Consider the following 17,446-nt stretch of genomic DNA (forward strand, 5'->3'; position numbering starts at 1 on the left):
ATAATGAAAAATAATGAAAAAACTATCATACCTAGCAATGATAATGTGCAAAAACCTTTTGATCAATTGTCATTTAGCCAGAAATTTAAGCAACATTTTGCTAAATCATTCAGATTTAGTGTTTTAGATGTTGCTCTTGCTGGTCTTCTATTATCGTTTCACTTTGTAACAGTTATGGTTTCAAGATTTACAATTCTTAAGGTTTTCCCCCTTGAAATTGAAGTAATTTTTTTTATATTATATGGGATATTTTTTGGTCCGTTTAAAGGTTCACTCATTGCAATTTTATCAGATACTTTTGTAATGCTTATGACTGGAACAATTGGAACCTGATATTATCTATATGCATTAATTCCTGTTGGAATATGTATATTAAGTTCACTATATTACTTTTTTTATCGTGCTTCATATTTGTTTAAAATTATTTTTCCTCTTTTGATTATTTCAATGGGTTTTATTTTGCTCTTTTATACTGTGGTAACAAACTCAAGTTCAGCTGGTTACCATTATAAAGGTCGGAACAAACCACAATATTTACCTAAGAAAATTGTTTTAGCGATGTTGCTAGTATATTTTAATTTTAGTGTCGTAGCATTTGTTATCATATTTTTTCAATTACTTTTTGCCAAAGGTAAAATTGTTAAAGAAAAGTGATTTAATTATTTATTTGTCTTTAGTATTATTAGTTTTATTATGATAATTTTTCGTTGACTAATTGGACCTTTTGTTTATATTAAATATTATAACTACATTAATGGTGGTAAGAGAACATTGAATTATTTTGGTACAGATTATTATTTAGTTAAGATACCAATTTTAATTAAAAGTATTTTTACTATTCCAATTTATTCACTAATAATGAGCCCAATTTTTTCAGTAACAATTTATTTAAGAAATAAATTTTTAGAAAATAATAATAAAATTTCTTATTAAAATTTAAGATTTTAAAAATTCCTAAAAGAACTATAAAAAAGTCCTTTTAGGAATTTTTCTAATTATCTATTTTGACTTGATAAGTATTCTTTCAATTTACTGTACATAAAGACTAAAATTTTCTTTTGACTATAATAAACAAATTTATTTTTAGCTCTTGAAATTGGATAATACTTAACTTTAAGTACCTCACTTTCTTGCTTAATAGGTTCTTTGTCATCAAGTTGAATAGCAAGAAAGTAAACATCTTCTTTTAAATTACCATTTTGTAAAGTATAGTGATCACTGATTCTATTCTCAGAAAAATATTTAAAATTATTCAAATTGACTTCTTCACTTGTTTCTCTAAGTGCAGTTTCAATTTCATTTTCATTACCTTCAACATGACCTTTTGCAAAACTTCAAACATTATTAGTTTGCTTTAAAATTAAAACCTTTCAACCTTTTTTAAATTTTCTAAAAATAACAAGACCGCAAGATTTTTCGCTCATAATATGTACCTCAAAACTAATTATACAATAGTTTACTGGTTTTTAAAAATAGTGTCAATATTTAGATAAAAAATATATAATAAATAAACTATTAATTATTATTAATAAATAAGGAGGAATAATGTTTAAATTAATTAAAATGTTACCATCAAAAATTAAATTATCATTCATTCTTGGTGCATTTCTTGTTTTTGTCAATGTTATTTTTTCTTTACTTTTGCCCAATATTATCTCGCAATATATCAAGCTTTTATTTGTTGATGATTATTCAAAAGAAGTATCCCTTTCATTCTTTGATGGACGTTGAATTGTAAGAGGAATTTGTCGAGACTTAATTAAATATTTAAGTATTGCAGTAGTAGTTCAAACACTTTCACAAGCAATTTTGTCCTTTAGTTCATTTATAACTATTGTATGAGCTGCTGAAAAAAGTAGTAGATTCTTTAGAAATTCACTTTTTACTAAGATTCAAAAATTTTCACTTAAAAATATAGCCGATCTTAAAGCAGAAAGTATTATTACTAGAGTTTCGAACGATGTTGCAATCTTTTGAGAATTCTTAGTTAATGGAACTAGTGTTTTAATTAAAGGGTTCTTTTTAGCACTAGGTGGTGTTACCTTAGCAATTTTAAATGATGCAAAGATGTCGCTAAGCATTTTGGCAATTATACCTATTATCTTTATAATGGTTTTAATCATTGGTTTAACTACTAACCCACTTTTAAAGAAAACTCAAAGTGTTGTTGAAGAAATTACAAAAGCAACTGATGAAAATATTTTAGGGACAAGAGTTATTAAAACCTTTAACCTTGAAGAAAGCAGAAAACTTCACTTCAATGAATATAACAATAGATGATACAAAGTTCAATTAAAAACAAATCTTATTTTTGCTTTTGGTGTCCCAGTTTTCTTTGCTTCAATTAACTTACTAATTATTGGAATATATGCTTTTGCTGGTAATGAAATGTACAAAGAAGTTGCAACAAGTGACTCACTTGTTAAAGTTAATATTTTTATTGAATACTTATTTTCAATTAGTTTTGGTCTAATTATGACTGTTCAATTTTTAACTTCAATGTTTAGAGCAAAAGTTTCTGCTAGCAGAATGAATGAAATTTTAGAAACAAAAGTTGACCCTTTATATGTAGATGAGGGCAAAAAAGTTGTTGACAATTTTGATCTTGATGTTAATAACCTTTCATTTCGATACTATGAAACCAGTCCAACTTATTCACTTATTAATGTTAATGTTAAACTACCTTACAAACAAAGCTTAGGAATTATTGGCCCAACAGGTAGTGGTAAAAGCACTTTTATAAATTTATTGTTAAATAACTATATTTACAATGAGGGTTCAATTAAAATTGGTGGACATGAAGTTAGTCAAATCAATACTAAAAACTTACATCAAACTGTTGGTGTTGTTTATCAAGAAGCACTATTATACACTGGAACCATCAGATCTAATTTACTATGAGCCAAGCCAGATGCTAGTGAGCAAGAAATGTATGAAGCTCTTAAAAATGCATGTGCTTATGATTTTGTCTCAAAATTTGAAGATGGCTTAGATCATAAAGTAACACAAGGTGCTAAAAATTTAAGTGGTGGTCAAAAGCAAAGAATTTCCATTGCTCGTAGTTTATTAAGAAAACCTAAGATTTTAATTTTAGATGACTCAACTAGTGCCTTAGATAATATTACAACTCGTAAAGTTATTGAAAATGTAAAAAATAATTATGATTGTTCAACAATAATAATTAGCCAAAAAATTGGTGCAATTAAAAATGCAGACAATATTATGGTTCTAACTAATGGAGCCATAATGGATCAAGGTAAGCATGCACAATTAGTCAAGTCTTGCGAATTTTATAAAAAAATTTATGAAACACAACTAGAACAATAAGAAAGGAGATAAGTGTAATGTCAAAAAAACAAAATGACAAAAGAACATCATCATGAAAACTATTTACAAAAGTCTACAGTTTTCTAGATAAAAAAGACAAAAAACTAGTTATTATTGGCAGCATAATTTCTTTTCTTAATGCACTTTTTTATGTTTCAGGGACAACTTTAACAGGTGTTATAATTAGCTTGTTTTTTAATCAAAAAATGTTTGATACAAGCGGAAAAGTGATACCAGGTTCTTTTGATGTTAAAAAATTTATTATTTGAAACACATTTCTAGCTCTTTGCTTTATATTTTATGCCACTGTGCGACTAATACAAAGTAGAATACTTATTTCAGTAGCTTATAAAGCTGCATCAAAAATGCGTAAAATAGCTATGGAAAAATTAATTGATATGCCAATTAGTTTTTATGATAAAGAAAAAAGTGGTGATTTAATCTCAGTTTTAGTTAATGATATCAACAACTTAGCTAACTCACTTGTTCAAATGTTTAATGAAACCTTAAGTAATATTTTTAATGTTCTTGTTTCAACTATGGCCATGACTTTTGTTAGTCTTACACTAACTTCTATTGTAGTTCCCTTATCAATTTTATTTTTCTCTCTGGCTTATATAATGATAAATAAAGCACAAAAAGCATATGTCAAAGTACAGCAAAATTTTGGTGACTTGAATGCTTATGTTGAGGAAATGCTAACCAATAGCAAAATAACAAAAACATTTGATCAACAAGAAAGTGCAAAAAAAAGTTTTGAAAAAATTACAAATGATATTTACAAAAATGCATTCAAAGGTGATGTATATATCAAACTCTTTGATCCTTGATTTATTGTTTCAACAAACCTTTTAGTTCTTTTACTTTCACTTTTTGCGATTTTATTTAACATTAATGGAGTACCAACATTAAGTGTATTTAGTTTCTTTAAAAGACCTGATGCAGGTTTAATGATTGCATATACTTCACTACTTTGAAACTATACAGGAACACTTCAAGTTTTCTTTAATGTTATATTCTCAATACAAATTGGTCTTTCATCTACAAAACGTGTTTTTAGACTACTTGAATTAGATATGCCAACAAGTGTTAAGAACCCAATTGAATTAAGCGATATTAAAGGTCATATTGAATTTAGAAATGTAAGTTTTAAATATGATAAAGATTCATCAAAATATCAACTAAAAAATGCAACATTCGAAGCGCTTCCAGGTCAAACTATTGCTATTGTTGGACCTACCGGTGCAGGAAAAACAACAATTATTAACTTGTTAAGCAAATTTTATGAATATGATGAGGGAGTAATTAAAATTGATGGTGTTGATTTAGCAAAAATTACTAAGAAAAATTTAAGAAATTTAATGTCAGTTGTACTTCAAGATTCATTCATGTTTAATGAAAGCATTATGTCTAATTTAAAGGTTGCATCAGACAAAATCACGAATCAAGAAGTTTACGAAATGGCAAGTTTAACTTCTGCACACAATTTTATTCAAAAGCTTGAAAAAGGTTATGATACAGTTATTGAAAATAGTGGCCAATGCCTAAGTCAAGGCGAGAGACAACTTCTTTCGATAACTAGAGCATTATTAGGTAAAAAGAAAGTTTTAATTCTTGATGAAGCAACAAGTAATGTTGACTCAAACACTGAACAAATAATTCAAAGAGCACTTCAAGAAGAATTAATGAAAGATCGAACATCAATTGTTATTGCTCACCGTCTAAGTACAATTAAAAATGCAGATAAAATTTTAGTTGTTGATGATGGTCAAATCATTGAACAAGGAAACCATGAGTCGTTAATGAGGCTAAAAGGTTATTATTTCAATCTTTATGAGAATCAATTCAAATAAACCAAAAAGGCTATAAAACAGCCTTTTTCTTTTGTTTTTGTAGTTAATTTTGTACAAATTTAATCCATCAATTTTCTCTTATACTAGTCAAAAAATTGACATTTATTACACTTTCTTATATAATAATTAATATTAATTTAATACTTAAATAGGAGTTAAAGATGTTTAACAAAATTAAGGGCACAAGAGATTTTAGCCCACTTGAAAATAATGTAATTGAACTAATTAGATCAGCATTTGTTAATTATGCTAGAAATTATAATTTTCACTTAATAGAAACACCTATTATTGAATCTGCAACACTATATAAGCGTTCAGTTGCAAGTAGTGATATTGTCAAAAAAGAAATGTATGAATTTAAGGACAAAGGCGGTAGAGATATAGCGCTAAGACCAGAGGGAACAGCAGGATTTGTTAGAGCACTTGTTGAAAATAAATGATATGCAACACTAAAAACTACTAAATTTGCTTATTATGGCCCAATGTTTCGTTATGAGCAACCCCAAAAAGGACGTTATAGACAATTTAATCAAGCTGGATTTGAAATTGTTGATACAATAATAAACCCATATAATGATGCTGAATTAATCATTGCAGCTGCATCGCTTTTGCAATGTTTAGATGTTAAATATGTTCTTAAAATTAACTCAATTGGTGATGAGGAAACTAGAATTAGATATCAGAGTGAATTAAAGAAATACTTTGAAAAGTACAAAGATCAACTAAATCCAATTAGCCTTGAGAGACTTGAAAACAATGTACTTAGAATTCTTGATGATAAAGAAGAAAGTAAAAAAGATTTTGTTAAAAAAGCACCTAAAATTAATAAATATTTAAGTGAAAATAGCACTAAATTTTTCAAAAAGTTAACATCAATTTTAGACTTCAATAATATTAAATACCAAGTTGACTATTCATTAGTTCGTGGCCTTGATTACTATGATGAAGTTGTCTTTGAATTTGTTTCAACATCTAGTCAATCAGGCAGCCAAAACACAGTTATTGGTGGCGGTCGATATTCAACATTAATTAAAGAGTTAGGTGGACCTCAATTATATTCATGTGGTTGAGGTCTTGGAGTTGACCGCATTGGTGACATAATTAGTGAGGAAAATAGTGAAAATAATGAAGCAGAAAAAATTAATATTTTAGTTTCATCAACAAGTGAAAAAAACCTTGATATTTTATTTTCACTAACCAATGAATTAAGAAACTACGGTAGTAAAATTGAATTTATTAAAGAAGTTTCTAAGAGTAAAAAAATATTTGATAAAGCGCAAAAATTACAAGCCGATGTTGTAATTTTTGATGATGTAATTAATGGGCAAGAAGTCTTTGTTGCTAAAAGCCTTAGTGATAATGATCGTATAATTTTCCAATACAATGAAGATGGTTATGCAGATTTATTAGACTTTTTAGCTGAGCATAATTTGCTTAGTGATCTAGTTGCACAGGACGAAGATGAGGAATAGAAATGAAAAGTAAATACATAAAGAATAATGAATTAAGAGCTAAGGATAAAGGCAAGATTGTTACCTTACATGGCTGAGTAGCTAACAAGAGACGCTTTGGCGAAATGACTTTCATTGACCTTAGGGATCGTTATGGAATCACTCAATGTGTTTTTAAAAGCGACCTTAATGTAACAAAAGAAAGTGTAATGGAAGTAACTGGTAAGGTTGTTTTAAGAAAACAAAAGAACCCTAATTTAAAAACTGGCGACATTGAAGTTTTAGTGAGCAAATATTCAATTTTTTCACAAGCAGTTGAAGAGTTACCTTTTGCAATTAGAGATGATATTGATGTTAAAGAAGAAACAAGAATGAAATATCGTTTTCTTGATCTAAGGCGTCCAGTTATGCAAAATAATATAATTACAAAGGATAAAATTATGTTTGCCGTGCGTGAATTTATGCACCAAAACGGCTTTATTGATATTGAAACACCAATGCTTGCAAAAAGTACTCCCGAGGGTGCAAGAGACTTTTTAGTTCCTACCAGAAATAAAAATGAATTTTGAGCACTACCTCAAAGCCCTCAACTTTTTAAGCAACTTCTAATGTGTTCCGGTTTTGAAAAATATTATCAATTTGCTAGATGTTTTCGCGATGAAGACAGTCGAAAAGACAGACAACCTGAATTTACTCAACTAGATATTGAAACATCATTTTTAAATGTTGAAGATTTTCAAAAATATATTGAAAAATTATTTAAACATATTTTTAAATCATTAGGAATTAAAATTAAAACCCCATTTCAGAGAATTAAGTACTTTGATGCTTTAAGAGACTATGGAACTGATAAGCCAGATTTAAGATATGATTACAAAATTGTTGATATTAATGACTTTTGCAACAATACAGAATTCAACATTATTAAGGATGCGAAAAGTAAAAGAATGCTTTTTACTGGCACACTGATTTCTAAAAGTGATTTTAAGGATCTCGAAGAAATTGCAAAGAAGAATAAGGCCAATATTTTATTCTATTTTGTTTACCAAAACGGCGAAATTGTTCATACAAATTTTGCAAATAAGGTTAAAGATGCATGTCTTGACCTAGTAGCAAAATTTGGTAATAAAAATGGTTCATATTTTATTGTAGCCAATAAATATGAACATGCTTCACAGGCTCTTGGTGCTGTTAGAGTTGAATTAAATGATAAGTTCAATTATGCAAGAAAAGAATGAAATTTATCTTGAATTACTGATTGACCAATGTTTGAATATGATGAAGAAAATAGCACTTGAGCAGCAGCACATCACCCTTTTACTCGCTTTGCTCACTCACTTCAAGATTTAGAAACTATGAAGATGGAAGACATTAGAGCATTATCATATGATTTAGTTCTTAATGGCTTTGAATTAGGTTCTGGTTCAGCAAGAATTTTTGATAAAGTAACTCAAAAGAAAATGTTTGATTTAATTGGTATGAGTCAGCAGGAACAACAATCGAGATTTGATTGATTTTTAAAGGCTTTTGATTATGGAATTCCACCTCATTGTGGCATTGGTTTAGGACTAGATAGATTAACAATGATAGTTACTGGCCAAAAAACAATTCGTGATGTTTTAGCATTTCCAAAAAATGCAAAAAATCAAGACGTATTCACAGGCGCACCTGGAAGTGTTGACCAAAAACAGCTTGACGAATTATTTTTACAAATAACGAAAAATGAAAAATAAAAAACGAAACCTAAATATGTAAAAAATTTACATTTATTTTATTAAAAGTGTAAATTTTTTACATTCAATTTTAACTAAAAGACCTGTTTTATAGTCATATATGACAAAAAATAAGGTTTTTTTTTTTTTTTTTTTTGAAGAGCATTTCTTATTTATTGAAACAAATAAAATTTTTCAAAGGAAGAGAGAAAAATGAAAAAACTAGGACTATTAACACCATTCCAATGTATATCATTAACAGTACCTTTAGTTGCTTGTAATTGCAATTACAAAGATAACAAGGTTGATATCAACGAGTATGCATCAAAAATTACTGTAAGCATTAAGAAAATCAATACAAAAAGTATTGATGAAATCAATTCAATTGATGATTTTGATTTGGAAAACTTTAACAAAAATAATTATAGTATTGCTGATTATAAAATAGAGAAAAATTTTATTTCTAATAACTTAAAATTAATGTTTAAAATTAAAGATTTAGATAACAATATTAGTAATGAACAAGCTAGAAACTTTGATGGTTTCAAACAAAAAATAAATGAAACAAATACAATACAGGAAATAGATAGTGATAATTCAAGCTTAAAATTGGATGTTTTAGAAAAAAATAATAAGATAAACACTTCTATTAAATCATTAAATGATTTTAAGATTCTGAATCTAGACGAGAAAAAATACTCAATTTATGATTTAAACATAACTTATCCCGATTCAAAGAGTATTAAAGTTCATTATTCAGTTTTGAGGCAATCAGATTTCAAATTAAGTTCAAGAAAAGAACAAAAAATTGATGGATTTAAAGATGTCATTACGCCTTCAGAAGCAATTAATTCATTAAAACTTTCATTAATAAACCCTAATTCAAATTTTGATGAAATTAAAAGTAAAAAAATCAATGCATTTGCCATTTCATCATATGATAAAAGCAAATTTAAGGTAGAACTTGCTGATGATAAATTGGTTCGCAACGGTTCATTATTAACTGCAAGATTTTCACTAGTTTCGTTAACAAATCCAACCGAAAGAGTTTCAAAAGATTTCTATTTTAATATTATTACAAAAATAAATCAAAGTGATTTAGAAGTATTTAAAAACTTATTAAATTATTTGGCTAAATTGACTAAACCTATATTACTAATTAAGAATGAATATGCAGATAAAATCATTGCTAATTATGAATCGAACCTCTTTTTTTATTTTAAGAACCTGAATAGTTCAACAATTGCTAAGATAAGAACAATTGAGAAAATAAATACAGATAAAATTAAGGTTTCATATATTCTTGTAAATATCGAGAAAAATATTTCTTCTGATGAACAAACTGAAATAATTACACTAGAACCTAAAACCACATCATTAAAATCATATGAAGAATATGCAAGACAAAAAATCTTACCTTTATTAACAGAAATAATCAATATGAGGGAAAAGGTAATGCAAATGAAACCCCTAACATATTTGGGTTTAATATACCTAAAAAATATAGAAGCACAAATATTAGATAATTTTTTTAACATTAAATAAAAAATCTTTTAATATAAATTTTAAAATAATATAGGCAAACGGATTTACATTTTTTATTAAGTAAACAGAACGCTAACAATTCAAACGTCATAAATTGAGTATAATTAATGTGTAAAAGTAATGATAATTTCTGCTTAATTTTTTTGTATCGATTAATAAATATTAACTTTAAGTCAGCAAAATATTATTAATGTTTATATTGGAGATTTTATGAAAATAAATAAATTACTCAGGAACGGTGTTCTAGTTACTAGCCCACTATTTTTATTGACTATTGTATCATGCCATGATAAGTCAACTGATACAAGTAAAACAATTAACCCAAAAACATTTTTTGATTTTAAAAAACCTATTGAAACAAAGGATGTTACTAAATTAACAAGTGTTGAAAAACTAAAATATTGCCAAGAGGTTCTTTGAAAAATCAAAAATTATTCAGTTTTTAAAAATGTAGAACTAGAAGAATTCAATAAGCAAGATTTAGAAGAATATGGACCAAATAATGTTTTGAACATATTTAAATATGAAAAGTCTATTCTTATATCTTCATTATTTGCTAAGCACCTAAATATTAAATCAGCAAAGACGTATTATGATAAATATAGAGAAGAATTTCGAATAACTGAAAACTTTGAGGATTATTTAACACTTCACTATACTAAAATGACAAAAGCTCTTGAAATATATCAAAAATCTAGTGATAAAGATACAGTTTCAAAGATTAAACGCGAACTAAATGATGTGAGCAAACTTAATGAGATAAAAATAAAATTTAAAGATGTTAAAAATAAGACAATAATGCTTATTGATGAATTGCTTAAAATCAAAAAGAATGAAAATCTATTTAGATCAATTGAAGAATTAGGTATTACTTTAGGTGAATTGAGAGAAAAGATTGAAAAAGATGAGCCAAATTCACTAGCATTATCACTTTTTACAAGATTTAATTCATTGATCAAAAATAAGGAAGAAATTCCAACAAGTCTAATTAAATCACTTAAAGGTAAGTTGCCTAAAAATGAATTTGATAGTTTAAGTGGTTCATTTGACGAGTTAAATTCCTTATACGATTACCTAATTGATTATGTTAAAGAAAATCAAACACTATAATTATTAAAAAACAATACGATTAATATATAAAATTTGGAGGTTTTATGAATATTAAAAATTTATTAAGAACTAGTGCATTAGTTAGTTTACCAATTTCAACAGTACCTATTGTTTCATGTTATAACAAAGATAAAGTTTCGATTAATCCTAGCACATTTTTTGATTATGAGAAAGCTACTAAGGTTGAAGATATTACAAAATTAAATAAGCAAAAGAAATATGAATCTTGTCAAATATTTTTCAATAAGTTATCTGAGTTATCTATATTTAAAGAAGCTAAACAAAGTGATTTTGATACTGCTAAGGTTTCAATTTATGGACCTGAGAAAATTTATGATTTTGTTAAAGATAAAACTGCTCAAATACACTCATTTTTATTCAACAATGAATCTAATTTTGAGATTGCAAGTAAGCATTTCGAAGAGAATAAAACTGAATTAAATTCAAATAATTTTGAAGATTATTTGACAACTCAATACTCAAGTATGACAAAAGCATTTGAAATTTACTTAAAAGCACCTAATTCTAAGAGCGTAGCAAGCATTAAAGAAGAATTAAAAGACACTGAAAAGGTTAAATATATTAACAACAAAATTAATGACTTTAAAAATGAATCAAAAAAATTGATTGATGAGCTTCTCAAGAATTCAATTGCTAAGGAATATGCTGATCAAGCGCTTGAAACTTTTGGATTCAGTGTTGAAAAATATAAAGATAAAATAGATGAATATGATAATAACACTCATGCAAAAAAAATATTTATTATGCAAAACATTCTATCTAAGGAATTTGCGAAAAATCAAACTCAACCTAATGCTGGAGCAATCCCAAGTTTAGTATCAACTAAACCACCAAAAAACCTAACAGAGGCAGTTGATACAATGGATAAATTTCTAACCGCTATGAAATTAGCAATAAAAAGTCTTCCTACAACCTAATAAGCCATGTGCTTATTTTTTTATAAATGAAACTTAAAATTTACATTTTCTATATAATATTAAATAATATATTAAGTATTAATATTAGAGGTTAAAATGAGAAAAATTAGAACCAGATATGCACCAAGTCCAACAGGTTATTTACATATAGGCGGAGCAAGAACTGCTTTATTTTGCTACTTGTATGCTAAGCACTTTAACGGTGACTTTATTTTTAGATTAGAAGATACAGATGTTAAAAGAAATGTAGTTGATGGAGAAAGAAGCCAGTTAGAAAATTTAGCTTGATTAGGAATAATTCCAGATGAAAGCCCACTTAAACCAAACAAGATTTGTGGTCAATATCGTCAAAGTGAAAAATTAGAAAGATACCAACAAATTGCTAACGAATTAGTTGACAGAGGTCTCGCATACAAAGCATATGATACAAGTGAGGAACTAGAAGCTCAACATGAAGAATCAAATAAAAAAGGCATAGCTTCATTTAGATATGATAGAAATTGATTAAAAATTAGTAAGGAAGAAAAAGAAAGAAGAGATAATGCCAAGGCTTATTCAATTCGATTAAGTATGCCGAAAGATACAATTTACCAGTGAGATGACTTAGTTAGAGGGAACATAAGTTTTAATTCTAATGATATCGGTGATTGAGTTATACAAAAAAGTGATGGTTATCCAACATACAATTTTGCTGTTGTAGTTGATGACTATGATATGAAAATTACTCATGTGCTTAGAGGCGAAGAACATATTACTAACACGCCAAAGCAATTAGCAATTTATCAAGCCTTAAATTGAAGTGCACCTCAATTTGGTCATCTAACAGTCATTACCAATATGGAAGGCAAGAAACTTTCTAAAAGAGATACAAGTTTAAAACAATTTATTGAGGACTATCGAAATGAAGGTTATCATCCTGATGGTGTATTTAACTTTTTAAGTTTATTAGGATGAAGTTCACCAGATACAGTTGAGCTTATGAGCAAGGAAGAAATAATTAAAAAATTTGATCCTGCTCGATTAAGTAAAAGTCCATCTAAATTTGATATTAAAAAGATGCAATGATTTTCTAAGCAATATATTAAGGAAGTACCAACATCTAATCTACTCAAAGAACTTAATTTAAAATCAACTAAGTGGAATAAATTATTTGTTGATACATTTAAAGACAGTGTATTTACAACAAAACAATTAATTGATGAAATGCAACCTTATCTAAGACCACAGGAACAAATTCCAACAATTGATAAAGAAAACCTAGATGTTGTAATTAGTTTTAAAAATATTATTAATAATAGCAATTTCACAATTGAAAATATTCAAAGTGCAATTGACCAAACTAAGGAAATAACAGGAAAAAAAGGCAAAAATTTATTTATGCCAATTAGACTTGCTACAACCTATATTGAACATGGCCCTGAATTAGCTAAGGCAATTTACTTATATGGCGAAAAAACAATTAAAGAAAGATTAGAAAAATGAAAATAAGATTTACATCAATTCAAGATCATAAAACAAAGGGTGTAGAACCAAAAATTATTTCTTTTGAGGCTGATGCTGAATATGATTATTTCATTGATGATGAAGACCTAAACAAATTTGAATATCATACATATCATTTTAAAGAGCCTTCTGTTGGTGAATCAAATAGAATTGAGATTAATGAAAAGAGAGTTAATATTTTTACAGGTATGTCAACATTAACAATGCTTAAAGGCATAAAAGCTGCAAACTCATTTGTTAATGTTGATGGTTCACAATTCTTTTTAAAACCTTTACTACACAATGTTGTTATTGAAGATAAAATCAAAAAATTTAAGTATGAATTATTTGGACCAAATGATGAATTAATTGGCGAATTTAATGTTTCACTTGAAGAAATATAATATATTAATGAAGTATTAGACGTGCTTCATTTTTTTACAAAAATGCTTGTTTATAGGCACATAAGCAATTTTAAATAGTGTAATTCATAATGAATTTATATTTGTATTATTAACTACCAAGAAGAAAATTAAAAAAGTGGCAAGCCACTTTGATTATTATTTATAAGACTATTGATTGTCTGCGTTTACTGTGTTTGTTGATTCTCAAACATTTTTGTTTGATTTCTTTTTAAGGTTAAGACTTTCAATAATTATACCAACAATAGAAACTGATATTACACCAACATGAGTAAAGAATTGGACAAATGGAATTGTACCAGATATGAATTTAGTATCACTTGGTTTTGTCATCTTAAATGTAGCACCAAAGAATTGGAATACAAATCAAGCAAGCATTGAAACAAATACAACTAACATAATTGGTCCAATAAACCAATTTCTATTTGCAAGTGCTTTAATTCCTATTGCTAAAACAACAAAAATTCAAGAAACATATAGAATTAAGTAAAGACTAGCAATAGCACATGCTGTATATGTCATTGAGTCTGAACCTACTAATACAGTAATAGCTTTAATAGTATCAGCAATTTTTAGAAAATCGGAGAAAATTGTGTTAACAATTTCTTTAAAAGCTACTATAAATTGATAAGCACCGTTACTTTTTCCACCTAATTTAGCAGATCATTCTGCTTTAGCAACAACAATTAATAAAATTGTGAATACAGCTAAAAGTACTGATAAAACAATAACAGAAGCATATTTTATTTTATTGCCTTTATTTGACATAAACACCTCATTTTTATTTTATAGTTTTTTACACTTTAATAAAACTATAAAAATATTATACAACTTTTTTAATTTTTGGATATTAAATAAATAAAAAAACTAATTTATATAATTTTACCAAAACAACTGTTTTATAGGCTTATTAGTCAATTGTTAAACTTTTAAGTTCATTGTTTAAATGGTAAATTCTCTCTTCATATTTATTTGTGCTAAATGGTAAAACATCCTGACTATAAGCTCACAAAATAACAATGTAATTTACTAATATTTTGTGTCTTAGTAGATAAATATAATCATAATTTCCATAAGTTTCAAGAAACAATTTCTCTTGTTCATTACTTAATTCATTTGCTTCAATATAATAAGCTAATTCAAAATGTTTATCGCCTAATGAAGAATATTCCCAATCAATAAAATACACTTTCTTATTTTTAACAATCATGTTAAAAAATCAAAGATCATTGTGCAAAGGAGTATCTTTTCTCATCCGTGAGAGTGTCATATTTATTGGTCTATAAAAGTCATCTAAAACTTTCAATTTTATCTTTTTTTCTTGTAATATTTTGCGATATTCTTTTATTCTAGCAGCATGATTTGATGCAGGAAATTTTAATTTTGAACTGTGTAAAATTTTTAAATTGTTTGCTACTTGAATAATATTATTCTCATCATTTCAATATTCCTTGCCATCAATGAATTCCCATCACACTTCGTCATTCTCATTTTTTATTAATTTTGGAACAAAATCAAAGTTACTTAACAACGAGTAATCTAACTTATGGTTAAACTTGTTAACAACTTTTTGTTGAATGAATAATTCATTATCTCGGTATGAAATATTGGTGTGACCTTTTTTAATTAAAACTTTCATTTTACTCCTTTTTGTTTTGAAATTATACAATTTTTAATAATATTTAGTTATTATATATTTTTAAATTTTGATAACTTGATAGGTGATATTATGGACAAAAGTAAAATTCGGAATTTTTCAATTATTGCCCATATTGATCATGGTAAAAGTACATTAGCTGACAGAATACTTGAAATTACAAACACAGTTAGCGAACACGATATGGATGATCAATTTTTGGACCAAATGGATTTAGAACGTGAAAGAGGAATTACAATTAAATTAAATGCTGTACAAATTAAGTATAAAGACTACACATTTCATTTAATTGACACACCTGGTCACGTTGATTTTACCTATGAGGTTTCGCGATCGCTTGCAGCTAGTGAGGGTGCTCTTTTACTTGTTGATGCTACCCAAGGTATCGAAGCTCAAACACTTGCAAACGTTTATTTAGCACTTGAAAACAATTTAACTATTATTCCAATAATAAATAAAATTGACCTACCATCTGCAGATATTGAAGCAACAAAGAAAGAAATTGAAGATGTAATTGGCTTACCTACTGACAATGCTGTTTGTATATCTGCTAAAACTGGCTTAAATTGTGAGCAAGTATTAGAAGCAATTGAAAAGTATATTCCATCTCCAAAAGATGCAGATGATTCAAAACCACTTAAAGCACTAATATTTGATTCATACTTCGATGAATATCGCGGTGTTATTATGCTAATTAGAGTTTTCGAGGGTGAACTAAAAGTAGGCGATGAGTTTATGTTTATGTCTAATGGACAAAAATATAGTGTTAGTGAACTTGGTGTTAGAAATCCAAAAGAAACTAAAAAGAACAGACTTGAAGCTGGTGAGGTAGGTTATGTTGCTGCAACAATTAGAGATGCACGAGAAGTTAGTGTTGGTGACACTATTACATTAGTAAGTAGACCAGCTGAAAGCCCGCTTGCTGGATATAAGAAGAAAAAACCCGTACTTTATACAGGGTTTTATCCAATTGATACAAGAGATTATATGGAACTAAAAGAAAGTTTGGAAAAAATAGCACTTTCTGATAGTTCAATAACCTGAGAACAAGAAACATCAAAAGCTCTAGGTTTTGGCTTTAGAGTCGGGTTTCTTGGGATGTTGCACATGGAGATTTTACAAGAAAGATTAAACAGAGAATATAAGATTGGTATTATTGCTACAAGTCCATCAGTTGAGTATGATGTTCACATGACTAATGGAACAATTGAAAAAGTATCAAACCCTGCACTTTTACCGGATAGAACATTTATTGATCACATCGATGAACCATATATAAAAGCTGAAATTTTGGTGCCAAATGAGTATATTGGTAATGTAATGGAACTATGTCAAAGTAAGCGTGGAATTTATATTAATATGGATTATATTGACTCAAATAGATCAAGGTTAATTTATGAAATGCCACTAGGTGAAATTATCTTTGATTTCTTTGATAGGCTCAAGAGTTTAACCAAAGGATATGCGTCATTTGAATATGACCTAATAGGCTATAAAACAAGCGAATTGGTAAAAGTTGACATACTTTTAAATGGTGACAAAATTGATGCATTTTCAATTATTACTCACAAAGATTCTGCATATAGTAAAGCGAGAGATTTAACACAAAAATTAAAGGAAGCAATTCCTAGACAAAACTTTGAAGTGCCTGTTCAGGCCACAATTGGAAGTAAGATTATTGCCCGTGAAACAATCAAGGCATTTAGAAAAGATGTGACTTCAAAACTACATGCAGCAGATGTTTCAAGATATAAAAAATTACTTGAAAAACAAAAAGCTGGAAAGAAAAAAATGAAGATGCTTGGAACAGTTGAAGTACCACAAGAGGCATTTTTATCAATACTTAAAACAAACATTGACAAGAAAAAATAGAGAGGTTTATAAACCTCTTTTTTTGTAAAAATCAAATTTTTTATGAAAAAAAGCAAAAATTTTTCATAAAAAAAATT

Annotated in this window: 14 protein-coding genes; 11 read left to right on the forward strand and 3 right to left on the reverse strand. The window is 27.4% G+C overall.

Annotated elements, in window-relative coordinates; genetic code table 4:
- Nucleotides 1-3 precede the first annotated feature (3 nt).
- Nucleotides 4-933, forward strand: a complete 930-nt coding sequence (locus NPA07_RS02200; protein ID WP_126117884.1) for an ECF transporter S component — start codon at nt 4-6, stop codon at nt 931-933.
- A 62-nt stretch (nt 934-995) separates the two neighbouring features.
- Here the strand turns inward: NPA07_RS02200 and NPA07_RS02205 are convergent, their stop codons facing one another.
- Nucleotides 996-1,424, reverse strand: a complete 429-nt coding sequence (locus NPA07_RS02205) for an NUDIX domain-containing protein (RefSeq protein ID WP_126117883.1) — start codon at nt 1,422-1,424, stop codon at nt 996-998.
- 121 nt (nt 1,425-1,545) lie between these two features.
- On the opposite strand from NPA07_RS02205, the gene NPA07_RS02210 reads away from it, so the two are divergent.
- From NPA07_RS02210 to NPA07_RS02250, 9 genes are all read left to right on the forward strand, one after another.
- Nucleotides 1,546-3,327 (forward strand): ABC transporter ATP-binding protein, encoded by a 1,782-nt coding sequence (locus NPA07_RS02210; protein WP_126117882.1) that lies wholly within the window; start codon nt 1,546-1,548, stop codon nt 3,325-3,327.
- Nucleotides 3,328-3,344: 17 nt separating this feature from the next.
- Nucleotides 3,345-5,180, forward strand: a complete 1,836-nt coding sequence (locus NPA07_RS02215) for an ABC transporter ATP-binding protein (protein WP_256553290.1) — start codon at nt 3,345-3,347, stop codon at nt 5,178-5,180.
- Nucleotides 5,181-5,341: 161 nt separating this feature from the next.
- Complete coding sequence (gene hisS / locus NPA07_RS02220) at nt 5,342-6,652, forward strand: histidine--tRNA ligase (protein ID WP_126117880.1); 1,311 nt, start codon at nt 5,342-5,344, stop codon at nt 6,650-6,652.
- Between the two features lie 2 nt (nt 6,653-6,654).
- Nucleotides 6,655-8,364 (forward strand): aspartate--tRNA ligase, encoded by a 1,710-nt coding sequence (gene aspS, locus NPA07_RS02225; RefSeq protein WP_126117879.1) that lies wholly within the window; start codon nt 6,655-6,657, stop codon nt 8,362-8,364.
- Nucleotides 8,365-8,556: 192 nt separating this feature from the next.
- Nucleotides 8,557-9,888, forward strand: coding sequence for a hypothetical protein (locus tag NPA07_RS02230; RefSeq protein ID WP_126117878.1), 1,332 nt, complete (start codon nt 8,557-8,559; stop codon nt 9,886-9,888).
- Nucleotides 9,889-10,098: 210 nt separating this feature from the next.
- Nucleotides 10,099-10,998, forward strand: coding sequence for a hypothetical protein (locus NPA07_RS02235; RefSeq protein WP_126117877.1), 900 nt, complete (start codon nt 10,099-10,101; stop codon nt 10,996-10,998).
- 44 nt (nt 10,999-11,042) lie between these two features.
- Nucleotides 11,043-11,936, forward strand: coding sequence for a hypothetical protein (locus NPA07_RS02240; protein WP_126117876.1), 894 nt, complete (start codon nt 11,043-11,045; stop codon nt 11,934-11,936).
- A 96-nt stretch (nt 11,937-12,032) separates the two neighbouring features.
- Complete coding sequence (gene gltX, locus NPA07_RS02245) at nt 12,033-13,424, forward strand: glutamate--tRNA ligase (RefSeq protein ID WP_126117875.1); 1,392 nt, start codon at nt 12,033-12,035, stop codon at nt 13,422-13,424.
- Complete coding sequence (locus tag NPA07_RS02250) at nt 13,415-13,822, forward strand: hypothetical protein (protein WP_126117874.1); 408 nt, start codon at nt 13,415-13,417, stop codon at nt 13,820-13,822. The genes gltX and NPA07_RS02250 overlap by 10 nt, the downstream gene beginning before the upstream one ends.
- 168 nt (nt 13,823-13,990) lie before the next feature.
- On the opposite strand, the gene NPA07_RS02255 is transcribed toward NPA07_RS02250, so the two are convergent.
- Together NPA07_RS02255 and NPA07_RS02260 are read right to left on the reverse strand one after the other, a co-directional pair.
- Nucleotides 13,991-14,608, reverse strand: coding sequence for a hypothetical protein (locus NPA07_RS02255; protein WP_126117873.1), 618 nt, complete (start codon nt 14,606-14,608; stop codon nt 13,991-13,993).
- Nucleotides 14,609-14,750: 142 nt separating this feature from the next.
- Nucleotides 14,751-15,479, reverse strand: coding sequence for a phosphotransferase (locus NPA07_RS02260; RefSeq protein WP_126117872.1), 729 nt, complete (start codon nt 15,477-15,479; stop codon nt 14,751-14,753).
- Nucleotides 15,480-15,569: 90 nt separating this feature from the next.
- Between NPA07_RS02260 and lepA the strand changes: the two genes are divergently transcribed.
- Nucleotides 15,570-17,369: a translation elongation factor 4 gene (lepA, locus tag NPA07_RS02265; RefSeq protein ID WP_126117871.1), complete on the forward strand. Its 1,800-nt coding sequence runs from the start codon at nt 15,570-15,572 to the stop codon at nt 17,367-17,369.
- Nucleotides 17,370-17,446 lie beyond the last annotated feature (77 nt).

The organism is Mycoplasmopsis caviae, assembly GCF_024498215.1.
Classification (GTDB): domain Bacteria; phylum Bacillota_I; class Bacilli_A; order Mycoplasmatales; family Metamycoplasmataceae; genus Mycoplasmopsis; species Mycoplasmopsis caviae.